General features: G+C 70.2%; 18 protein-coding genes and 1 pseudogene. 10 read left to right on the top strand and 9 right to left on the bottom strand.

All coding sequences use genetic code 11. The annotated features are described in order from the left end of the window. On the top strand, positions 1-1,707 hold the full coding sequence (locus ACFQV6_RS06865) for a glycerol-3-phosphate dehydrogenase/oxidase (RefSeq protein WP_378026486.1): 1,707 nt from the start codon (positions 1-3) through the stop codon (positions 1,705-1,707). A gap of 55 nt (positions 1,708-1,762) precedes the next feature. On the opposite strand, the gene ACFQV6_RS06860 is transcribed toward ACFQV6_RS06865, so the two are convergent. From ACFQV6_RS06860 to ACFQV6_RS06845, 4 genes are all read right to left on the bottom strand, one after another. After that, positions 1,763-2,671, bottom strand: a complete 909-nt coding sequence (locus ACFQV6_RS06860; protein ID WP_378026485.1) for a CDP-alcohol phosphatidyltransferase family protein — start codon at positions 2,669-2,671, stop codon at positions 1,763-1,765. Positions 2,672-2,926: 255 nt separating this feature from the next. Then, positions 2,927-3,502, bottom strand: a complete 576-nt coding sequence (locus ACFQV6_RS06855) for a hypothetical protein (RefSeq protein WP_378026484.1) — start codon at positions 3,500-3,502, stop codon at positions 2,927-2,929. Positions 3,503-3,527: 25 nt separating this feature from the next. Continuing rightward, positions 3,528-4,277, bottom strand: a complete 750-nt coding sequence (locus ACFQV6_RS06850) for an ABC transporter permease (protein WP_378026483.1) — start codon at positions 4,275-4,277, stop codon at positions 3,528-3,530. Continuing rightward, on the bottom strand, positions 4,274-4,981 hold the full coding sequence (locus ACFQV6_RS06845) for an ABC transporter ATP-binding protein (protein ID WP_378026482.1): 708 nt from the start codon (positions 4,979-4,981) through the stop codon (positions 4,274-4,276). The genes ACFQV6_RS06850 and ACFQV6_RS06845 overlap by 4 nt, the downstream gene beginning before the upstream one ends. Before the next feature lie 131 nt (positions 4,982-5,112). Between ACFQV6_RS06845 and ACFQV6_RS06840 the strand changes: the two genes are divergently transcribed. Both ACFQV6_RS06840 and ACFQV6_RS06835 read left to right on the top strand, forming a co-directional pair. Further along, positions 5,113-5,964 (top strand): sensor histidine kinase, encoded by an 852-nt coding sequence (locus ACFQV6_RS06840; RefSeq protein ID WP_378026481.1) that lies wholly within the window; start codon positions 5,113-5,115, stop codon positions 5,962-5,964. A 43-nt stretch (positions 5,965-6,007) separates the two neighbouring features. Continuing rightward, the gene (locus ACFQV6_RS06835) at positions 6,008-6,685 is read left to right on the top strand and encodes a response regulator (protein ID WP_378026480.1); all 678 of its coding nucleotides are present in this window, start codon (positions 6,008-6,010) and stop codon (positions 6,683-6,685) included. Positions 6,686-6,845: 160 nt separating this feature from the next. Here the strand turns inward: ACFQV6_RS06835 and ACFQV6_RS06830 are convergent, their stop codons facing one another. After that, positions 6,846-7,475 carry a DUF4360 domain-containing protein gene (locus tag ACFQV6_RS06830; protein ID WP_378026479.1) on the bottom strand — a complete coding sequence of 210 codons (630 nt, stop codon included), beginning with the start codon at positions 7,473-7,475 and terminating at the stop codon, positions 6,846-6,848. A 284-nt stretch (positions 7,476-7,759) separates the two neighbouring features. On the opposite strand from ACFQV6_RS06830, the gene ACFQV6_RS06825 reads away from it, so the two are divergent. After that, positions 7,760-8,110: a nuclear transport factor 2 family protein gene (locus ACFQV6_RS06825; protein ID WP_378026688.1), complete on the top strand. Its 351-nt coding sequence runs from the start codon at positions 7,760-7,762 to the stop codon at positions 8,108-8,110. Between the two features lie 84 nt (positions 8,111-8,194). Here ACFQV6_RS06825 and ACFQV6_RS06820 read toward each other — a convergent pair. Beyond that, positions 8,195-8,269, bottom strand: a pseudogene (locus tag ACFQV6_RS06820) (hypothetical protein); the annotation flags it as partial. Between the two features lie 446 nt (positions 8,270-8,715). On the opposite strand from ACFQV6_RS06820, the gene ACFQV6_RS06815 reads away from it, so the two are divergent. Then, positions 8,716-9,651 carry a DUF2382 domain-containing protein gene (locus tag ACFQV6_RS06815; RefSeq protein ID WP_378026478.1) on the top strand — a complete coding sequence of 312 codons (936 nt, stop codon included), beginning with the start codon at positions 8,716-8,718 and terminating at the stop codon, positions 9,649-9,651. Positions 9,652-10,191: 540 nt separating this feature from the next. Further along, a complete protein-coding gene (gene tuf, locus ACFQV6_RS06810; protein WP_378026477.1) occupies positions 10,192-11,382 on the top strand; it encodes an elongation factor Tu in 1,191 nt (396 codons plus the stop codon). 77 nt (positions 11,383-11,459) lie between these two features. On the opposite strand, the gene ACFQV6_RS06805 is transcribed toward tuf, so the two are convergent. Further along, positions 11,460-13,685, bottom strand: a complete 2,226-nt coding sequence (locus ACFQV6_RS06805) for a heavy metal translocating P-type ATPase (RefSeq protein WP_378026476.1) — start codon at positions 13,683-13,685, stop codon at positions 11,460-11,462. 10 nt (positions 13,686-13,695) lie between these two features. After that, positions 13,696-14,640 carry a hypothetical protein gene (locus ACFQV6_RS06800; protein ID WP_378026475.1) on the bottom strand — a complete coding sequence of 315 codons (945 nt, stop codon included), beginning with the start codon at positions 14,638-14,640 and terminating at the stop codon, positions 13,696-13,698. A gap of 89 nt (positions 14,641-14,729) precedes the next feature. On the opposite strand from ACFQV6_RS06800, the gene ACFQV6_RS06795 reads away from it, so the two are divergent. Continuing rightward, positions 14,730-15,026 (top strand): metal-sensitive transcriptional regulator, encoded by a 297-nt coding sequence (locus tag ACFQV6_RS06795; RefSeq protein WP_378026474.1) that lies wholly within the window; start codon positions 14,730-14,732, stop codon positions 15,024-15,026. Between the two features lie 123 nt (positions 15,027-15,149). Here the strand turns inward: ACFQV6_RS06795 and ACFQV6_RS06790 are convergent, their stop codons facing one another. Continuing rightward, complete coding sequence (locus ACFQV6_RS06790; RefSeq protein WP_378026473.1) at positions 15,150-16,199, bottom strand: XdhC family protein; 1,050 nt, start codon at positions 16,197-16,199, stop codon at positions 15,150-15,152. Between the two features lie 125 nt (positions 16,200-16,324). On the opposite strand from ACFQV6_RS06790, the gene ACFQV6_RS06785 reads away from it, so the two are divergent. The 3 genes from ACFQV6_RS06785 to ACFQV6_RS06775 are packed head-to-tail and all read left to right on the top strand — an operon-like array spanning position 16,325 to position 20,118. Next, on the top strand, positions 16,325-17,191 hold the full coding sequence (locus ACFQV6_RS06785) for an FAD binding domain-containing protein (protein WP_378026472.1): 867 nt from the start codon (positions 16,325-16,327) through the stop codon (positions 17,189-17,191). 3 nt (positions 17,192-17,194) lie between these two features. Continuing rightward, positions 17,195-17,719, top strand: a complete 525-nt coding sequence (locus tag ACFQV6_RS06780) for a (2Fe-2S)-binding protein (protein ID WP_378026471.1) — start codon at positions 17,195-17,197, stop codon at positions 17,717-17,719. Then, positions 17,716-20,118 carry an aerobic carbon-monoxide dehydrogenase large subunit gene (locus ACFQV6_RS06775; RefSeq protein ID WP_378026470.1) on the top strand — a complete coding sequence of 801 codons (2,403 nt, stop codon included), beginning with the start codon at positions 17,716-17,718 and terminating at the stop codon, positions 20,116-20,118. The genes ACFQV6_RS06780 and ACFQV6_RS06775 overlap by 4 nt, the downstream gene beginning before the upstream one ends. Positions 20,119-20,127: the final 9 nt, after the last annotated feature.

The following is a 20,127-nucleotide window of genomic DNA, read 5'->3' as shown; positions in this document are numbered from 1 at the left end:
ATGACTGCTCTGTCTCCGTCCTACCGGGACGCCGCCCTGAGCTCCCTCGCCGGGGCCGAGGTCGACGTGCTGGTGATCGGTGGGGGAGTGGTGGGTGCGGGTTGCGCGCTCGACGCGGTCACACGGGGACTGACCGTGGGCCTCGTCGAGGCGCGCGACTTCGCCTCCGGCACGTCCAGCCGGTCCAGCAAGCTGATCCACGGCGGGCTGCGCTACCTGGAGATGCTGGACTTCGGGCTGGTACGCGAGGCGCTGCGGGAACGCGGCCTGATCCTCCAGCGCCTCGCACCGCACCTGGCCCGCCCGGTCCGCTTCCTCTACCCGCTCAAGCACCGCGGCTGGGAACGCCTGTACGCGGGAGCCGGCGTCACCCTCTACGACACGATGGCCATGTCCGGCGCGGGTTCCGGGGTGCCGCACCACCGGCACCTGACCCGGCGTGGTGCCCTGCGCGCCTGCCCCGCGCTGCGCAGTGACTCGCTGGTCGGTGCGCTGCAGTACTACGACGCGCAGCTCGACGACGCCCGGCACACCATGTTCCTGGCCCGGACGGCCGCCGCGTACGGAGCCCACGTCGTCTCGCGCACCGAGGTGATCGGCTTCCTCCGCGAGGGTGAGCGGGTCACCGGGGTACGGGTGCACGACCTCGAACACGACCGGACCTTCGAGATCCGCGCCCAGCAGGTGATCAACGCCAGTGGGGTGTGGACCGACGAGACCCAGTCGCTGATCGGGGAGCGGGGCCAGTTCCACGTCCGCGCCTCGAAGGGCATCCACCTGGTGGTGCCCCGGGACCGGATCCAGTCCTCGACCGGCCTGATCCTGCGGACCACGACGAGCGTGCTGTTCGTGATCCCGTGGGGCCGGCACTGGATCGTCGGCACCACCGACACGGACTGGTCGCTGGACAAGGCGCACCCCGCGGCGTCCAGCAAGGACATCGACTACCTGCTGACCGAGGTGAACAAGGTCCTGTCCCGGCCGCTGGAACGGGCCGACGTGCAGGGCGTCTACGCCGGGTTGCGCCCGCTGCTCTCCGGCGAGTCGGAGTCCACCTCGAAGCTGTCCCGCGAGCACATGGTGGGCAGCCCGGTTCCGGGGCTGGTCGTGGTCGCCGGCGGCAAGTACACGACGTACCGGGTGATGGCCCGCGACGCTGTCGACGCGTGCGTGCACAGCCTGGGCCGGTCGGTGCCGCGCTGCGTCACGGACCGGGTGCCGCTCGTCGGCGCGGAGGGCTATCCGGCGCTGTGGAACCGGCGGGCGCTGCTCGCCGCGGAGTCGGGGCTGCACGTGGCACGGGTCGAGCACCTGCTCGGCCGGTACGGCTCGCTCACCGGTGAGCTGCTCGACCTGATCCGCGAGGACCCGGATCTGGGCCGGCCGATGGAGGGCGCCGACGACTACCTGCGGGCCGAGTTCGTCTACGCGGCCGCCGCCGAGGGCGCCCGGCACCTGGTGGACGTGCTGACCCGGCGTACCCGGATCTCGATCGAGACCTTCGACCGCGGCGTCGTGGCGGCGCCGGACGTGGCCGAGCTGATGGGCCGGGTCCTGGGCTGGACCGCCGAGCAGCGCGAGCGTGAGGTGGAGAACTACCGCCTGCGGGTGGCGGCCGAGCGCGCCTCCCAGGAGCAGCAGGACGACGAGACGGCGGACGCCACCCGGCTGGGAGCGCCGGAGGTGGTGCCGGTGCGGTTGTCCTGAGTCACCCGGTGCGTTGCGGCCGGCCCCCATCCACGGCGGGCCGGCCGCGGCGCGCTCACACCATGGCGGGCTGTGCCTGGGCCGCCGCCTTCTGGAGCTTGGCGATCCGCTTGCCGAAGGTCTTCGTCGTGGTCCACAGCTTGTAGACCAGCAGGGCCTCGAACCCGCCCAGCAGCACACCGGAGATCACCGTGGTCACCACGATCTGGCTGATCACCGGCCCGACGATGAACACGAACATCATGAACTCGATGCCGCTGAACACGTGCGCCCGGATCCGCTGGCGCAGCAGGAAGTCGCGGACGCTGACGAAGAGGCCGAATCGCGTACGGAAGTCGCCGTGCACGTCGACCGTCTCACGCGCCGCCTCGCGTGCCTTCTCCGCGGCCGTGGCGACGGCGTCCTCGTCACCCTCCTCCACGAACTGCGGCCGGGGCCGTCCCGCCGCGTCGGAGGCCGCGAGCAGCCGCTCCTTCATGCCCAGCTTGACCTTCTGCATCTGGAGCGCGTTCAGGTAGCGGAACATGTCCAGGAAGATCACGGCCGCCGCCAGCCACAGGTAGACGGTTTCGCCCGTGCGCACGTACTGCCCGCCGAACAGGCCGAACGCGCACGTCACCACCCGCAACCTGTCGAAGACGTAGTCCAGCCACGTGCCGAAGATCGAACCGGTCCCGTTCAGCCGGGCGATCTTGCCGTCCATGCAGTCCAGCACGAAGCTCAGATGGAACAGCAGCGCGCCGGTCAGCAGCCACCCGTACCCGCCCTGCCAGAAGGCGGCGGCCGAACCGAGGCCGACCAGGAACGCACCGAGGGTCAGCCTGTTCGGCGTGACCCAGCGCCACGGCGCCACCAGCCAGACCAGCCGCGCCGCGAGCGGATCGACCAGCCAGACCGTCCACCACGCATCGCGCCGCTTGTATGTGCGCTCGCGGATCTCCGCAAGCGTCGCTCGTTCCGTCATCGCTGTATCTCCACCGGCTGCCAAGGGATGTGAGCAAGCGGCGTCGCGGACTTGAACGATGCATGTACATGTCATGGCCGCAAGCGCTGCGCGCAATAATCTAGGAAACCCCCGCAACGGTCCATAGCCATTCGCCAGGAGGTTCTGGGATGGGTTCCTAGGACGCTTCCCGGGCCGTGCGGTGGGTCCCGTCGATCTTGGACATCTGGACCGGCCAGGACCGGCTCAGATGTCCAAGATCGTGGGGAGAGGCCGTCAGGGGTCACGGTGGAGGAGGAGGGAGGAGAGGAGGAGGGTGGCGGCGGCCCAGAGCAGGGCGGCGGACAGGGCGTGGCCGGGCTCGAACAGGGCGGTGTCGGGGAGCCAGGGCGCGCTCGCGGGGAAGCGGGCTCGAAGGACAGGGCCAACGATCACGTACGCGGTGAGTACGGTCCCCACCCCGGCGACAGGGTTCCGGAGCGCACCGCCCGCACCGGCTGCCACGAGCGTGGACAGGGTCAGCGGCAGTACCGAGCGGGCCTCGCCCCCGATCAGCGCCACCACGGCGCAGACCGGGAGCGCGACGATGATCAGGCCTGTCACCTTGGCGGCTGCCAGGGGCGTCCGGCGGGGCATCGCGAGCAGGGTGGTCCGGATCTGGCCGCCGCCCTGATACTCGTGCGCCGCCGCGAGCACCCCGAACACCAGCAGGCCGGGTGCGGTGTACGCCGGAACCGGACCGGGTGCGCCGACCGCCCGCAGCAGCAGCGTCACCGCCCAGGTCAGCGACGCGGTGATCCAGAGCGACGGCAACGTGACCATCTTGAGCAGCTCCGCCCGGACGGCGTTCACGCGTCCCACCTCGGCTCGGCGGCGTTCATGCGTCGCGCCGGTTGAAGAGGTAGGTGGCGAGGGCCAGGAAGGCGGCCACCCAGGCGGTCATCACGAGTCCGGCGGTGAGTGGGGGGATCTCGACGGGGGTGTCGATGCCGCGCAGGAACATGTGGGCGCCGACGATGTCCGGGAGATAGGCGGCCGCGGGTGTCACCTTGGTGAGCAGGTAGGAGACCGACACGACGGAGCTGTTCACGATGAGCACGGTCAGCGTGATGATGCCGTTGCGGGCGATCAGCGTTATCGCGTACGCGAGAAGGCCGATCAACAGCCAGTAGAGGACGGCCGCGACCACACGGTGGGGTTCGGGTGCCGGGACGACCGTACCGTGAAGCATGTCGGTGAGCGCAAGCGTCGCGACGGCCGTCAGCGTGCCCTGGACCGTGACCACCAGGCTGAGCGCCGCCGCCTTGGCGGCCAGCAGGCGCGTGCGCCGCGGCACCGCCGTGAGCGTCGCGGTGAGCTGGCGGGCCCGGGGTGCGTCGTCGCCGGTGCTGGTGTACTCGCTGCTCACCGCGACCACGCCGAGGATCATCGCGCCGAGCAGGCCGATGCCGAGGTTCTGAAAACCCATGTCGGACGGATCGCCGTAGGCGCCGTCGGCGAGCGCGCGATTGGTCGCGGGCGCGTTGATCAGCACCAGCGCGGGCGCGGCCACCAGCCCGGCCACCAGGCCCACCCAGGCGGTCGGCAGGCCGAGGAGTTTGCGGAGTTCGGCGCGGATCAGGTTCACCACGGCTGCCCCGCGGCGGTGAGGGCCAGGAAGGCGTCCTCCAGCGTCGGGTGCGTGCCGGTGATCTCGGTGAGGGTGCCGCGGGCCACCACCCGGCCGTGGTCGATGATCACCAGGTCGTCGGCGATCTCGGCCAGCTCGCCCATCAGGTGGCTGGAGAGCAGCACGGTGCGGCCCTCGTCGGCGCTGTCCCGCAGGAACGTGCGCATCCAGCGGATTCCGGCCGGGTCGAGGCCGTTGACCGGCTCGTCCAGGATCAGCACGCGCGGATCGCCGAGCAGCGCCGCGGCCAGGCCGAGCCGGCGGCTCATGCCCAGCGAGTAGCGGCCGGCGCGCTTGCCCGCGTCACCGGCCAGGCCGACGATGTCGAGCACCTCGCCGACGCGGGAACGCGGAATGCCGTTGCTGGTGGCCACCCACTTCAGGTGGGCGCGGGCGGACCTGGCCCGGTGCGCGCCGCTGCCGTCGAGCAGGGCGCCGACGGTGGTCAGGGGGCGGTCCCAGGCCGCGTACGGCCGCCCGTCGACAAGCGCGGATCCACTCTGCGGCCGGTCCAGCCCGAGCAGGATGCGCAGCGTCGACGTCTTGCCGGCGCCGTTGGGGCCGAGGAAGCCGGTCACCCTTCCGGGGTGGGCCTCGAAGCTGATGTCGTGCAGGATCCGGGTGCGGCCCCGGCTCTTGCACACTCGGTCAATCGTGATCATTGCGCCAGTCAACCGGTGTGCGGTGCGGGGCACATCGGACCAGGTTCGCAGCTTTCCGGACGGTCTCCGACCCTGGTCCTCGCGGCATTCGGCCCGTCTAGGACCCTGGTCTGACGTCTACAGTCGGGCGGGTGTTGGCTCATCCGCGCCCGGCCTGGCGCAACCGCGCGATCCCGGTGATCGGCGTCGTTGCGATCGTGCTGCTGCTGGCGATGTGCACGGTCGGTGTCTCCGGGCCGATGGCCAAGCTGCTCCCGGCGCTGATCGCGGGCGGTGCGGCGACGGCGGTCTACTGGGCGGTGCGGCGGTGGCGGGCGGACCGCGCGGACTACGAGCGCAGGCTCACCGAGTGGGCGGCCACCGAGGCGATCCTGGCGGAGCGCCTGCGGATCGCCCGGGATCTGCACGACCTGGTGTCGCACGGGCTGGGGCTGATCACCGTACGGGCGGCGAGCACCCGGCACCTGCCGAAACCGCCTGAGGTGGGTGCGGCACTCGCCGACATCGAGGAGGCGAGTCGCCATGCCACCTCGGAGCTGCGCCGGATGCTCACGGTGCTGCGGGAGCCGGGGGCGGCGGGTCCGCGTACCCCGCTGGAGAACCTGGACGCCCTGCCGGAGATCGTCCGGGCCGCCGGGACCGCCGGTCTGCGGCCGAGCCTCGACGCCGAGCCGCTCGGTGAGGTCACGCTCGGTGTGCAGGTCGCGGTGTGCCGAACGGTACGTGAGGGCCTCAGCAACGCGGCCCGTCACGCCGGTCCGTGCGACGTGACCGTGCGCGTGCACCGCGACGGAAGTTTCGTGATCGTCAGCGTCGCCGACCGGGGCCCTGGAGGAAGCGGCTGGCGGGCGGTGCCGGGCGCGGGGCACGGTCTCGCCGGCCTGCGCGAACGGATCGGCAGCCTCGGCGGCACCCTCTCCGCCGAGCGGGTGGACGGCGGCTTCCGGCTGACCGCCCGCATCCCGGACGAGGCCGGCTCGTGACCGGCGCCCCTCCTGCCGCTCGCATGCCCGGCGAGGGCTGCCCGTGACCGGCGTGCGGGTTCTGCTGGTGGATGATCAGCCGCTGCTCCGGCAGAGCCTTGCCATGATCATCGAGAACGAGCCGGACCTGACCGTGGTGGGACAGGCCGGTGACGGTGCGGACGCCGTGGTGCGGGCCCGCGCGACCAGGCCCGACGTGATCCTGATGGACGTACGCATGCCCGGACTCGACGGCCTGGAGGCGACCCGCCGGATCTGCGCCGACCCCGTGCTGTCCGGCGCCCGGGTGCTCGTGCTGAGCATGTTCGAGCTCGACGAATACGTCTACGCCGCCCTGCACGCCGGCGCCTCCGGGTTCCTGCTCAAGGACGCCCGCCCGGAGGAGCTGCTCGACGCGGTACGCCGTACCCACCGCGGCGAGTCCCTCTTCGCCCCGTCCATCCTGACCCGGCTGGTCGCCCACTACGTCGCCGAGCCCCGCCGGGAGCGTCCCGCCGCACCGCCACGCGGACTCACCCCCCGCGAGGTGGAGGTCCTGGCGCTGATTGGAAACGGTCTCTCCAACGACGAGATCGCCGCGGCCCTCGTCATCTCGATCAAGACGGTGAAGACGCACATCACCCACCTGCTGGCCAAGCTCGCCGCCCGCGACCGCGCCCAGCTGGTCATCGCCGCCTTCAACGCCGGCCTCGTCCGCCCCGCTGATCCCACCGCCCGCTGATCCGCGGCCTAGCTGATCCCGTCGGTCACGCCTCGCCGGACTCCCTGGCCCCGGGCGTGACCCGGCGCGTGCGCGAGGGCTGATCTTGCCCGGCCGGACGCTGGGGCACATGATCAGGGCCGCATGACGTGCCTGAGCGCCGGCCGGGCAGCGGGATGGATCAGCACTCCATCCAGGAGAGGTGGTAGACGGTCTCGAGGTTGCCGTCGGAGGAGTCCATCGTCAGGAAGTTGGTGGTGGCGCTCTTCGCGGTGCCGGCGTTGACCCGCAGTTCGGTGTTCACGTTGAGATGCCGCTTCTCGCCGCACGGCAGGAACGACGTCGACGTGAGCTCGACCGCGTCGCTGCGCTGCCAGTTCTCCGCCATGTAACCCTGGAAGTCGTGCCGGACCCGGGTGGTGCCCCGCTGGCCCTGGAAGTAGTAGCTCGCCGTCTCGGAACCGGTCGCGCCCTCTTCGAGACCGGCGTATCCGCGGTAGTCGGCGCCGGCGATCGCGTACGTGAATCCCTCCGGGACGTGCACGTCCAGGGCAAGCTGACAGTTCTTGCGGAAGTCGGTCGGTTTGGCCTCCGGCCCGACCTGGGCGACGAACTGGCTGTATGCGACGGTGAACGCCTTGTTGTCCGGGGAGACCGTCACCTCGGCTGTCCCTTTCGGGCAGCCGCTGCCGTTGGCGGTGACCACCTTGATGATCATGTCTTCGGGTGGTGGCGGCGTGAGCTGCAGGCCCGTGGCCGGAGCGCTCAGCGACGAGACGAGCATGACTCCAGCGGTGATCGCGTTCAGCATGAATTCCTCCACGATACGGAAACGGCTTGGGAATGCGCCTCACGAATGGCCGCGGATGCGAACCTGGCGCCGCTGAGAAACGTACTTTCAGCCAGTTGTGCGGCGCAGGTAATAGCGTGATGGAAACGCCTGCCGGTGTGTGGCGCAGGCGGTTTATTGACCGTCCGGGCGCACCCCGGCCGGACATCCGGGCAGACATCGCGGAAACGCCGGACAAACGCGCTCGTCGTTGCTATGTCCGATCGGCGATCGACATCCGGCCGTGCTGGTGCGACCGTGGGGACATGACTGACATCGATGTCGCGGCGGAGAACAAGAGGCGGTTCCTGGATGCTTTCGGCCGGTTCGCGCAAGGCGACGCCGACGTGCTCTACGAGATCATCCGAGAGGATTTCGTGACGCACGGCCCCGGCGCCCCGTCCGGCCGGGACGCCTGGATCGAATACATCAAGAGCTCACCGATCGCGACGAGCACCCTCGAGTTGCAGCACGTGATCGCCGACCCGGAGTTCGTGGTCGCCCACTACCACCTGACCCCGGCCGAGGGCGGTCCCGGCGAGGCGGTGGTGGACATCTGGCGCTTCGAGGACTTCCTCATCGTCGAGCACTGGGACGTCAGCCGCCCCCTGAGCTGAGCACCGGAGCAGCGCGCCACGGTCCGCGTCATCGCCGCAGACCGCCACCAGCACCGGCGCGGCACCCAGCTGCGCCAGCGCCACCGCCTGGTTCGCGCCCTTGCCGCCGAGCATCTCGCGCCGCAGCCGGGCGGCGGCGGAGCTACCGGCCGCCGGCATCTCGTCGACCAGAAGCCCCAGATCCCGGGCCAGCTGCCCGACCAACCACCACCCGCTCTGAAGTCACCCCTTGCCGCCACCCGTTCGTGGCCGGGAAACACGTCCCCGAGGTGGGAAAGCCCTCAACATCAGCGGCCCGGCTGCGCCGCTCGAGACCGGGCGCTCCTCACCGGGCGCTCCTCACCGGGCGCTCCTCACCGGGCGCTCCTCACCGGGCGCTCCTCACCGGGCGCTCGACTGTCACCCCTCGTGGTGGCAGTCGTGGCGATCCGGTCCCATCCCGGCAGGCAGATCATCAATGCCGTGCGATCAATTAGTGGCCGCGCGCGTATTTCCGCGGAATCGGTGTCAAACACGAATCGTGTGTCTCGAAATGGCGAATTTCGTTTCGCATGGGCGGCGAGGCGGCGGGTACCGAGGGGTCAACCGAACGAAAGGAGCCCCCCGTGGTGACGCAGGAGCAGGTCAACACCCTTTACGGCCGTGAGGTGTACGACCGTGACGGCGACAAGATCGGCAAAGTCGGTGCCGTGTGGAGCGACGCCGTCGGGCAGCCATCCTGGGCAAGCGTCCAGACCGGACTCTTCGGCCTGCACGAGTCGCTCGTACCGCTGCAGGACGCCGACGTCCAGGGCGATCGGCTGGTCGTTCCCTTCGACAAGGCGACCGTCAAGGACGCGCCGAACGTCGACGCCTCCCACGACGAGCCGCTGACCCGGGGCGAGGTGGATCGCCTCTACGAGCACTACGGCATCGACTGGAACGAGAGCTACCGCGCTTACCAGGCCGGTTCCTCCGCCGGCAGCGGCTACCGCGACTCCGGCTCCGGCTCCGGCGAGTCGGGCTACAACGAGTCGAGCTACAGCGAGTCGAGCTACAACGACACCGATTACACCGACTCCAGCTACAACAAGACCGGCCGCAGCAGGACCGAGGGCCGGCACACAGACACGTCGACGACCGGCACCTCCTCGACCGGCGTGCGGGCCGGCAACGACGCGATGACGCGTTCCGAGGAGCGGCTCACCGTCGGCACCGAGCGCGAGGAAGCCGGCCGGGCCCGGCTCCGCAAGTACGTGACCACCGAAACCGAGCAGGTCGAGGTACCGGTCCAGCGCGAAGAGGTCCGCCTCGAACGAGAGCCGATCACCGACGTCAACCGGGACGCGGCCTTCTCCGGCCCGGCCATCTCCGAGAGCGAGCACGAGGTCACGCTGCACGCCGAGCGGCCCGTGGTCGAGACCGAGGCGGTTCCGGTCGAGCGCGTACGCCTCGGCAAGGAAACCGTCACCGACCAGCAGACCGTCGGCGGCGAGGTGCGCAAGGAGCACATCGAGGCCGACCTCCCCAACGACGGCCGCGGCCGCCGAACCGTCGACTGACCCGTCACGTGCGACCCCGCCCGATGCCAGGGCGGGGTCGCATGCTGTGCCCTCGTTGTCCGTGAGAACGCGCGTGCCTCAGAGGCTCGCGCGCCACAGAAAGCGTGCAGAGCGCGCGAGTGGAAATCATTGGCGGTCGATCACGGCCGTCGCTACTCTTGCCGCATGTTCACCGCGCCCGGTCTGCAGCAGCCCTTCGGGGCCGCTCCCGCGTGCGCGCTTCTCCCCACCGAGATCACTTCGCGGCCCACCTCCACCCTGGCCGCCTCGGGATCCGTGGCCGCCTCGGGATCCGTGGCCGCCTCGGGATCCGTGGCCGCCTCGGGATCCGTGGCCGCCTCGGGATCCGTGGCCGCTTCAGGATCCGTGGCCGCCTCGGGACCCACCCGCACCGGCGTCGATACGCGACTCTGACCCTTCCCCACCAGCAGCAGAACCCAGGGGAAGGGTGGCTGCTCCGTGCGCGGTTCTGGCACGCCCCGGATGGCATCGGGACGTGCGACACCCCTGTGCCTCGCATCCAGTGAGGATTGATCAACGATGGCCAAGAGCCAGTTCGTCCGCAGCAAGCCGCACGTCAACATCGGCACGATGGGTCACGTCGACCACGGCAAGACGACCCTGACCGCCGCGATCACCAAGGTTCTCGCCGACCGCGACCCGGCCTCCAACCGGTACGTCGCGTTCGAGGGGATCGACAAGGCCCCGGAGGAGGCCGCGCGCGGGATCACGATCACCATCGCCCACGTCGAGTACGAGACGCCGAACCGCCACTACGCCCACGTCGACATGCCCGGTCACGCCGACTACGTGAAGAACATGATCACGGGGGCGGCGCAGGTCGACGGTGCGATCCTGGTCGTCTCGGCGCAGGACGGTTCGATGCCGCAGACCCGTGAGCACGTGCTGCTCGCCCAGCGGGTCGGTGTGCCGTACCTGGTGGTCGCCCTCAACAAGAGCGACGCGGTGGACGACCCGGAGCTGCTCGACCTGGTCGAGCTGGAGGTTCGTGAGCTGCTCAGCGCGTACGGTTTCCCCGGCGACGACGTCCCGGTGGTGCGCGTCAGCGCGCTCAAGGCCCTCGAGGGTGACCCGCACTGGGTGGGCTCGATCGTGGACCTGCTCGACGCGGTCGACGAGTACGTGCCGGTGCCACCCCGCGAGCTCGGTGAGCCGTTCCTGATGCCGATCGAGAACGTGCTGTCGATCAGCGGCCGCGGCACCGTGGTCACCGGCAAGGTGGAGCGCGGCGAGCTGCGCGCCGGCGAGCCGGTGGAGGTGGTGGGCCTCGGCCCGACCGTCGCCAGCGTCGCCACCGGCCTGGAGATGTTCGGCAAGGTGCTGGAGTCGGCGCAGGCCGGCGACAACGCCGCTGTCCTGCTGCGCGGCATCAAGCGCGAGCAGGTGCAGCGCGGCCAGGTGGTTGCCGCGCCCGGCAGCGTGCGGCCGCACCGGGTCTTCCAGGCCCGGATGTACGCGTTGACGAAGGAGGAAGGCGGCCGGCACACGCCGTTCGCCGCGGACTACCGGCCGCAGTTCTACTTCCACACCACCGACGTGTCCGGCGGGATGGACCTTGGTGACCGTGACCTGGTCATGCCCGGCGACACGTGTGAGGAGGTGACCGTGACGCTGGGCAAGGAGATCGCCCTGGAGGCGGGCCTCGGCTTCGCCGTCCGCGAGGGCAACCGCACCGTCGCGGCAGGCACGGTAACGGCCGTCCTCGACTGACCCCTCGACCGCACGCTATAGATCTTGGACATCTGAGCCGCCCATGACCGGCTCAGATGTCCAAGATCGCTGGGGCCTCAGGTAACCGGGTGGAAGCGGCGCAGGCGGAGGCTGTTGGCGACGACGAAGACGGAGCTGAAGGCCATCGCGGCGCCGGCGATCATCGGGTTGAGCAGGCCGGCGGCGGCGAGCGGCAGCGCGGCCACGTTGTACGCGAACGCCCAGAACAGGTTCCCCTTGATGATGCCCAGCGTGCGCCGGGAGAGACGGATGGCGTCCACCGCCGCCGTCAGATCACCGCGAACCAGCGTCAGATCGGACGCCTCGATCGCCACGTCAGTACCCGTGCCCATGGCCAATCCCAGATCAGCCTGAGCGAGCGCCGCCGCGTCGTTCACCCCGTCACCCACCATCGCGACCACCTTGCCGGAGGCCTGGAGCCGCTTCACGACGTCCACCTTGTCAGCCGGCAGCACCCCGGCGATCACCTCACCGATGCCCGCCTCGGCGGCCACCGCCCGGGCCACCGTCTCGTTGTCGCCGGTCAGCAGCACCGGGTGCAGTCCGAGGCGGCGCAGCCCGGCGACCGCCGCCGCACTCGTCGGCTTGATCGCGTCGGCGACCGACAGGACACCACGGGCGGCGCCGTCCCAGCCGGCCACGATCGCGGTGCGCCCGGCTTCCTCCTCGGCCGTCACGGCCTCCTCGATGAAGGCCGGAACCTCGTAGCCCTCGCGACGGAGCAGAGCCATCCGGCCGACGAGGACGGTACGGTCGCCGTGCGTAGCCCGTACCCCCAAGCCCTCGAAGCTGGTGAAATCACTCACCGTGACCGGCTCGCTCAGCTCGGCGGCGATCGCCCTGGCGATCGGGTGTTCAGAACCGGTCTCGGCGGCCGCGGCGAGGCGGACCAGCTCGTCCCGGTCCTGTCCGGGCGCGGGAACGACGCCGGCGAGCGTCATCGTGCCGGTGGTGACCGTGCCCGTCTTGTCCAGCACGACCGTGTCCACGCGCCGGGTCGACTCGAGCACCTCGGGGCCCTTGATCAGGATGCCGAGCTGAGCGCCGCGACCGGTTCCGACCAGCAGCGCGGTGGGCGTGGCCAGGCCGAGCGCACACGGGCACGCGATGATCAGCACGGCGATGGCGGCGGTGAACGCGGCGGTCCAGCCGCCCCCGGTGCCGAACCACCAGCCGAGCGTGGCCATCGCGAGACCGATGACGATCGGTACGAAGACCCCGGAGATCCGATCGGCGAGCCGCTGCACGTCCGCCTTGCCGGCCTGCGCCTGCTCAACGAGCCGGGCCATCTGCGCCAGCTGGGTGTCGGCGCCGACCCGGGTGGCCCGCACGACCAGCCGTCCTCCGGCGTTCACCGTCGCACCGGCCACCTGATCACCCGGACCGATTTCGACAGGCACGCTCTCGCCGGTGATCATGCTGCGGTCCACCGCCGAGGAGCCGTCCTCGACAACCCCGTCGGTGGCGACCTTCTCGCCGGGCCGGACCACGAACCGGTCACCCACGGCAAGCTGACCGATAGGAATCCGCACCTCGGCTTCGGCCCCGGACCCGGCGCTGTCACGCAGGACCGCCACGTCCTTGGCGCCGAGTTCGAGCAGGGCCTTCAGCGCCGCACCCGCCCGCCGCTTGGACCGGCTCTCGAAATAGCGCCCGGCCAGCAGGAACGTGGTGACCCCGGCAGCCGCCTCCAGATAGATGTTGCCGGCACCGTCGCTGCGCTCGATCGCGATGCGGAACGGGTGTGTCATGCCCGGCTCCCCGGCGGTACCGAGGAACAGCGCCCACAGCGACCAGCCGAAAGCGGCGAGCGTGCCGATCGAGATAAGCGTGTCCATGGTGGCCGCGCCGTGCCGCAGGTTGACGGCGGCGGCCCGGTGGAACGGCCACCCGCCGTAGACGACGACCGGCGCCGCCAGCGTCAGCGACAGCCACTGCCAGTAGGTGAACTGCCACGCCGGGACCATGGCCAGCACGATGACCGGCACACTCAGCGCGACCGACACCCAGAGCCGGGTCCGCAGCGGGTCCCATTTCGCCGGCTCGGGCTCGTCGACGGTGGGCAGAACGGCCGTGTAACCGGTCTTCTCCACCGTGGCGATCAGGTCGGCCGCGGTGACATCGCCGTCGACGACGGCAGTGGCCTTCTCGGTGGCGTAGTTGACGGTGGCGGTCACGCCGTCCATCCGGTTGAGCTTCTTCTCGATCCGGGACGCGCACGAGGCGCAGGTCATGCCGCCGATTGCCAGTTCGATCCGCTGAGGTGCGATCTGCAAGGTCATCGGAGGTTCCTCAGTTGTGGGTGTGGCCGTCGGCGTCGTGCCCCGGCTGCTCGGTGGGCTTCGGCGCTTCGACGCCCAGCGTGGCGACGGTGAACTCGGCGGTGTGCACCTTCCCGTCGTGCTTGAAATCCAGGTAGAGACGGTAGACCCCGGACGACGGAACCTCGGCCGCGAAAGCCAGGCTCTTCGCGTCGATCGGATGCACGTGGAGATAGGCCAGGTCGCCGTCACGCAGCGCGACCAGGTGCCCGAAGGCTCCCAGGTACGGCTCGAGGTCGGTGACCGTCTGCCCGTCCTTGGCCACCGTGAACGTCAGCTGCGAGGACGTGCCCGCGGCCAGGTCACCGCCGATCGTGACGAGGTAGTCGCCCGCCTCCGCGACGATCGCCGGCGCCGGGAGCGGCAGCGGCTGATAGTCGCCGGCAGCCGGTACGTCGACACCGAGCGTGAGCGGATCGTGGCCGGTCGGCTGGAAGTCGGCGAACACCCGGTACTGCCCGGGGTCGTCCACAGCGAGCGGGATGCTCCAGGTGCCGTCGGCGCCGAGTGTGGGGTGCACGTGCTGGAAACCGGAGAGGTCACGGCGGACCACGATCAGGTGCAGGTCCTTCTCGTGGTTGGGCGTGTAGGCGATGACCGGTTTGCCGTCCGGCCCGATCACCCGGAACTGGAACGGCTGCGCGGCGCCGGTGCTGAGGCGGGTGGTGACGGGAGTCAGCCGGTAGCCGTCCTGGGTGACCTGCAGCCCGCCCGGGAGGTGGCCCGCCGCCGGCGCCGTCTCCCCAGCGTGGCCATCGGTGTGGCCATCGGACTGGGCATCGGAGTGGGCATCGGTGTGTGCGGGCGGCGGTGCCGGTTCGTTGTCGGGTCCGAGCACGCGCCCCGCCCCGGCCGCGGCGCCGAACACCAGCACCAGGCCGAGGGCGTAGGCGGTCAGCTTCACGGGAGTTCTCATGCCCCCACCATACACATACCCCCCAGGGGTACCACTCGATTCGGCCTGTGACGCGCGCTATACCCCCGGGGGGTTGTATCATGGCGAGCATGACCAACCCTGCTCCGACCCGCGGCTACACCGCCACCAAGGACAACCTGCAGTCGCGGCTGCGCCGGATCGAGGGCCAGGTCCGCGGCATCGACCGGATGGTCGATGAGGATCGCTACTGCATCGACATCCTCACCCAGATCTCCGCGATCCAGGCCGCCCTCGACAAAGTCGCCCTCGGCCTCCTCGACGGCCACGCCCGCCACTGCATGCACGAGGGCGCCCAAGAAGGCCGCGCCGACGAAATGGCCTCCGAACTAATGGCAGCCGTAGGACGCCTGATGAAACGCGGATAACTTCAATAGACCAAAAAACCGTATTTTGTACGAGACACGCAAAGTCCCCGAACTACGAGTGGACCGGCCAGGCGATCCGTCCCGGCCAAACCCCGCCGCCCGGCCAATGAGCTGCCCGCGCGCTCACGACCCGTGGATCGGGGCGGTCAGATCGGTCAGTGGGGCCCCCGAGCCGCCCCACGACAGGGCGACGATCTCGGCGGCGATGGCGACTGCTGTCTCCTCCGGGGTCCGGGCGCCCAGGTCCAGCCCGATCGGGGCGCGCAACCGGGACAGCGCCTCCTCCGGCACCCCCGACTCGCGCAGGCGCCGGAGCCGGTCCTCGCAGGTGCGGCGGCTGCCCATGGCGCCGATGTACCGGGCGGGGGTATGGAGGGCGACCTCGAGCAGCGGGACGTCGAACTTCGGGTCGTGGGTGAGCACGCACAGCACGGTGCGCTCGTCGACCTCGGTGCCCTCCAGGTAGCGGTGCGGCCACTCCACCACGATCTCGTCCACGTCGGGGAACCGGGCGGGCGTGGCGAACACGCCCCGGGCGTCGCAGACGGTCACCCGATAGCCGAGGAACTTGCCGATCCGCGCCACCGCCGAGGCGAAGTCGATGGCCCCGAACACGATCATGCGGGCCGGCGCCGCCCAGGACTGGACGAACACCTCCCGCTCGCACGCCGTCACGGCCCCACTGCGCCCGTGCGCGAGCATCCCGGCCGCCTGCTGCCCGGCACTACGATCCAACTCGGCGTCCCCGAGAGTGCCTTCGGTCCGCTCCGGCCAGACGACCATCTGTGCGCCGGGGACGCTCACCGCGGCGACCGGCCGCCCCTCTCCCAGCGCCGACAGAACGGAGTCCAGGCCGGTCAGCGCGGAATCCGGCTGGATCATGACTTCGATCGTCCCGCCGCAGGTCAGACCCACTTCGAAAGCATCGCCGTCGCTCACGCCGTACGTCTGCTTCTGCGCCTTTCCGGTCTCGATCACCTCGGTCGCAGCGGCGTAGACGGCACCCTCGACGCAACCACCGGAGACACTGCCCAGCACCTCACCGTGCGCGTTGACCGCCATCGCCGCTCCCGGCTGCCGGGGCGCCGACCGCCAGGTGCTCACCACGGTCGCCACCGCGAACGGGATCCCCGCGGTGCGCCAGGCCAGCAGGCCGTCAACGATGTCGCGCATTCCCGCACCCTCCGTGATCTTCGCGGGCCCGTCAACGACGACTTAAGAGAACGCTTAGGTCGCTGTTGACATTGGACACCGGGCGCGCGAGTGTCGGCGGCGAATTCTGGAGGTGCAGGGTGCAGGTGCCGGCTCCGTTCGAGTACGAGCGCGCCACGAGCGTGGACCAGGCGATTGGACTGCTGGAGCGGCTGGGCAGCTCAGCCCGGCTGGTGGCGGGCGGTCACAGCCTGCTCCCGATGATGAAGCTCCGGCTGGCCAATTTCGAATATCTCATCGACATCAACGATCTTCACGGCGAGCTCGGCTACATCCGTCTCGGCGGCGACGAGGTGCGGATCGGGGCCATGACGCGGCACCGTGAGCTGCTGGAGTCCGACGAGCTGGCCGCCGTGTTCCCGATCTTCCGGGACGCGGAGCGGGTGATCGCCGACCCGATCGTGCGCAACCGGGGCACGCTCGGCGGCTCGCTGTGCCAGGCGGACCCGTCCGAGGACCTTTCCGCCGTCTGCACGACCCTCGACGCCAGCTGCGTCATCCGGGGCCCGGGCGGCGCCGAGCGGGTCGTCTCGATGGAGGAGTTCCACGTCGGGCCGTACGAGACGGCAGTCGCGGACAACGAGATCCTCACCGAGATCCGCATTCCGGTAAGACCGGGCGGGGCGAGCGCGTACGCGAAGGTCGAACGCCGCGCCGGCGACTGGGCCGTGGTCTCCGCCGGTGCCGCGGTGTGGCTCGACGGCGGCCGGATCGTCGACGCCCGGGTGGGCCTGGCCGCGGTCGGCCCCAACACCACCGGCATCCCGGAGATCTCCGCCGCCCTGCGCGGCAACGTTCCCGGCGACAGCCTGTACGAGCTGGCCGGCGCGATCGCGGCCCGCAGCTGCGACCCGGCCACCGACACCCGGGGCAGCGCCGACTACAAGCGCCACCTGGCCGACGAGCTGACCCGGCGCACCCTCCGTAAGGCTGTGGAACGGGCGAGGAGCTAGCAGATGCAGGTCACCATCACCGTCAACGGTGTCGAGTACACCAAGGAGATCGAGGGCCGGCTGCTGCTCGTGCACTTCCTGCGCGACGTGCTCGGCCTCACCGGCACCCACTGGGGGTGCGACACCAGCAACTGCGGCACCTGCGTGGTCTGGCTGGACAACGAGCCGGTCAAGTCGTGCACCGTGCTGGCGGCGATGGCCGGTGGCCACCAGGTCCGTACGGTCGAGGGCCTGGCCAACGGCGCCGAGCTGGACCCGATCCAGGAGGGCTTCCGGCAGTGCCACGGCCTGCAGTGCGGTTTCTGCACGCCGGGCATGCTGATGACCTGCCGGGCGCTGCTCGACAAGAACCCGGACCCGACCGAGGGCGAGATCCGCGAGGCCATCTCCGGCCAGATCTGCCGCTGCACGGGTTACTCGTCGATCATCCGCTCGGTCCGCTGGGCGGCTGTCCACGAGGCTGCGTCCAACGAAGAGGCTGCGTCCAAGGAAGAGGCGGCGGCCAAGGAAGAGGTGGCGGCCCAGTGACCACGACGCAGGAACCATCGCAGGTCAAGCTCACCGAGTTCGAGGACAACGACCAGAAGCCGGTCGGTTTCGGCCGGATGCTGCGCAAGGAGGACGCCCGGCTGCTGCGCGGCCGCGGCCGGTTCGTCGACGACGTGCAGCTGCCCGGCATGCTGCACCTGGCGATCCTGCGATCGCCGTTCGCCCACGCCAGGATCGTCAGCATCGACACCAGCGCCGCCGAGGCCTCGCCGGGTGTCAAGGCCGTCGTCACCGGCGAGACCCTCAAGGGGCTCGGCCTGGCCTGGATGCCGACGCTCTCCAACGACGTGCAGGCCGTGCTCGCCACCGACAAGGTGCGCTTCCAGGGCCAGGAGGTGGCGTTCGTCGTCGCCGAGGACCGCTACCAGGCGCGTGACGCCCTCGAGCTGATCGACGTCGAGTACGACGTGCTCGACCCGGTGATCGACGTCCGCAAGTCCCTCGAGCCGGACGCGCCGATCATCCGCGACGACCTCGAGGGCAAGGCGAACAACCACGTCTTCGACTGGGAGACCGGTGACGCCGAGGAGACCGACCGGGTCTTCGCCTCCGCCGACGTGATCGTCAAGGAGGACATCGTCTACCCGCGGGTGCACCCCGCGCCGATGGAGACGTGCGGTTCGGTCGCCGACTTCGACCCGGTCGAGGGCAAGCTGCGGCTCTGGTCGACCACCCAGGCGCCGCACGCGCACCGCACCCTCTACGCGATCGTCGCCGGCATTCCGGAGCACAAGATCCAGGTGATCGCGCCGGACATCGGCGGCGGCTTCGGCAACAAGGTGCCGATCTATCCGGGTTACGTGCACTCGATCGTCGGCTCCATCGTCACCGGCAAGCCGGTGAAGTGGATGGAGGACCGCTCGGAGAACCTGATCAGCACCGGTTTCGCCCGGGACTACATCATGCGGGCGGAGATCGCGGCGACGGCCGAGGGCAAGATCCTGGCCATCCGTACGAACGTGCTGGCCGACCACGGCGCGTTCAACGGCACGGCGGCACCGGTGAAGTACCCGGCCGGCTTCTTCGGCGTCTTCACCGGCAGCTACGACCTCAAGGCCGCGCACTGCAAGATGACAGCGGTCTACACGAACAAGGCACCGGGCGGTGTCGCGTACGCCTGCTCGTTCCGCATCACCGAGGCCGTCTACCTGGTCGAGCGGATCGTCGACGTTCTCGCCCACGAGCTCGAGATGGACCCGGCCGAGCTGCGCCTGAAGAACTTCATCCAGCCCGACCAGTTCCCCTACACCACCAAGACCGGCTGGGTGTACGACTCCGGCGACTACGAGCCGACCATGCGCCTCGCGATGGAGATGGCCGGCTACGAGGAGCTGCGCAAGGAGCAGGCGCTCAAGCGGGCCAGGGGCGAGCTGATGGGCATCGGCATCGCGTTCTTCACCGAGGCGGTCGGTGCCGGCCCCCGCAAGAACATGGACATCCTAGGCCTCGGCATGGCCGACGGCTGCGAGCTGCGGGTGCACCCGACCGGCAAGGCCGTCGTCCGGCTCTCGGTGAAGACGCAGGGCCAGGGGCACGAGACCACGTTCGCCCAGATCATCGCCGAGGAACTGGGCATCCCGCCGGCCGACATCGACGTGGTGCACGGCGACACCGACAACACCCCGTTCGGGCTGGGCACCTACGGCAGCCGGTCCACGCCGGTCTCCGGTGCGGCGGCCGCCCTGGTGGCCCGCAAGGTCCGCGACAAGGCGCAGCTGATCGCCTCGGCGATGCTCGAGGTGTCGGTGGCCGACCTGGACTGGGTGAAGGGCGTCTTCCAGGTGAAGGGCGACCCGGACAAGTCGGTCACCATCCAGGACATCGCCTTCCGGGCGCACGGCGCCGGTGACCTGCCGGACGGTGTGGAGGGCGGGCTCGAGGCGCAGATCTGCTACAACCCGTCGAACCTGACCTACCCGCACGGGGCGTACATCTGCGTTGTCGACATCGACCCGGGCACCGCCGAGGTGAAGGTCCGCCGCTTCATCGCCGTCGACGACTGCGGCACCCGGATCAACCCGATGATCATCGAGGGGCAGGTGCACGGCGGGCTCACCGACGGCGTCGGCATGGCCCTGATGGAGATGATCGCCTTCGACGAGGACGGCAACTGCCTCGGCGCCTCGCTGATGGACTACCTGATCCCGACCGCCCTGGAGGTGCCCGACTGGGAGACCGGCTTCACGGTCACCCCATCACCGCACCACCCGATCGGCGCGAAGGGTGTGGGGGAGTCGGCCACCGTGGGCTCGCCTCCGGCGATCGTCAACGCCGTCGTCGACGCGCTCAAGCCGTTCGGTGTCCGCCACGCCGACATGCCGCTCACCCCGTCCCGGGTCTGGGACGCGATGCGCGGCCAGGCAACCCCGCCGATCTAGGGAGCCCGT

It is taken from the genome of Actinoplanes sp. GCM10030250 (genome assembly GCF_042666575.1).
Taxonomy (GTDB): Bacteria; Actinomycetota; Actinomycetes; order Mycobacteriales; family Micromonosporaceae; genus Actinoplanes.
Note: the sequence above shows the minus strand (reverse complement) of the source record. Positions and strands in the feature narration are given on the sequence as shown.

What these genes read in the sequence shown, in the direction of transcription:
- ACFQV6_RS06825 (WP_378026688.1), top strand. Translation starts at nt 7,760, where the DNA reads ATGACTGACATCGATGTCGCGGCGGAGAACAAGAGGCGGTTCCTGGAT.
- ACFQV6_RS06845 (WP_378026482.1), bottom strand. Translation starts at nt 4,981, where the DNA reads ATGATCACGATTGACCGAGTGTGCAAGAGCCGGGGCCGCACCCGGATC.
- ACFQV6_RS06795 (WP_378026474.1), top strand. Translation starts at nt 14,730, where the DNA reads ATGACCAACCCTGCTCCGACCCGCGGCTACACCGCCACCAAGGACAAC.
- ACFQV6_RS06800 (WP_378026475.1), bottom strand. Translation starts at nt 14,640, where the DNA reads ATGAGAACTCCCGTGAAGCTGACCGCCTACGCCCTCGGCCTGGTGCTG.
- ACFQV6_RS06865 (WP_378026486.1), top strand. Translation starts at nt 1, where the DNA reads ATGACTGCTCTGTCTCCGTCCTACCGGGACGCCGCCCTGAGCTCCCTC.
- ACFQV6_RS06830 (WP_378026479.1), bottom strand. Translation starts at nt 7,475, where the DNA reads ATGCTGAACGCGATCACCGCTGGAGTCATGCTCGTCTCGTCGCTGAGC.
- tuf (WP_378026477.1), top strand. Translation starts at nt 10,192, where the DNA reads ATGGCCAAGAGCCAGTTCGTCCGCAGCAAGCCGCACGTCAACATCGGC.
- ACFQV6_RS06860 (WP_378026485.1), bottom strand. Translation starts at nt 2,671, where the DNA reads ATGACGGAACGAGCGACGCTTGCGGAGATCCGCGAGCGCACATACAAG.
- ACFQV6_RS06780 (WP_378026471.1), top strand. Translation starts at nt 17,195, where the DNA reads ATGCAGGTCACCATCACCGTCAACGGTGTCGAGTACACCAAGGAGATC.
- ACFQV6_RS06790 (WP_378026473.1), bottom strand. Translation starts at nt 16,199, where the DNA reads ATGCGCGACATCGTTGACGGCCTGCTGGCCTGGCGCACCGCGGGGATC.
- ACFQV6_RS06805 (WP_378026476.1), bottom strand. Translation starts at nt 13,685, where the DNA reads ATGACCTTGCAGATCGCACCTCAGCGGATCGAACTGGCAATCGGCGGC.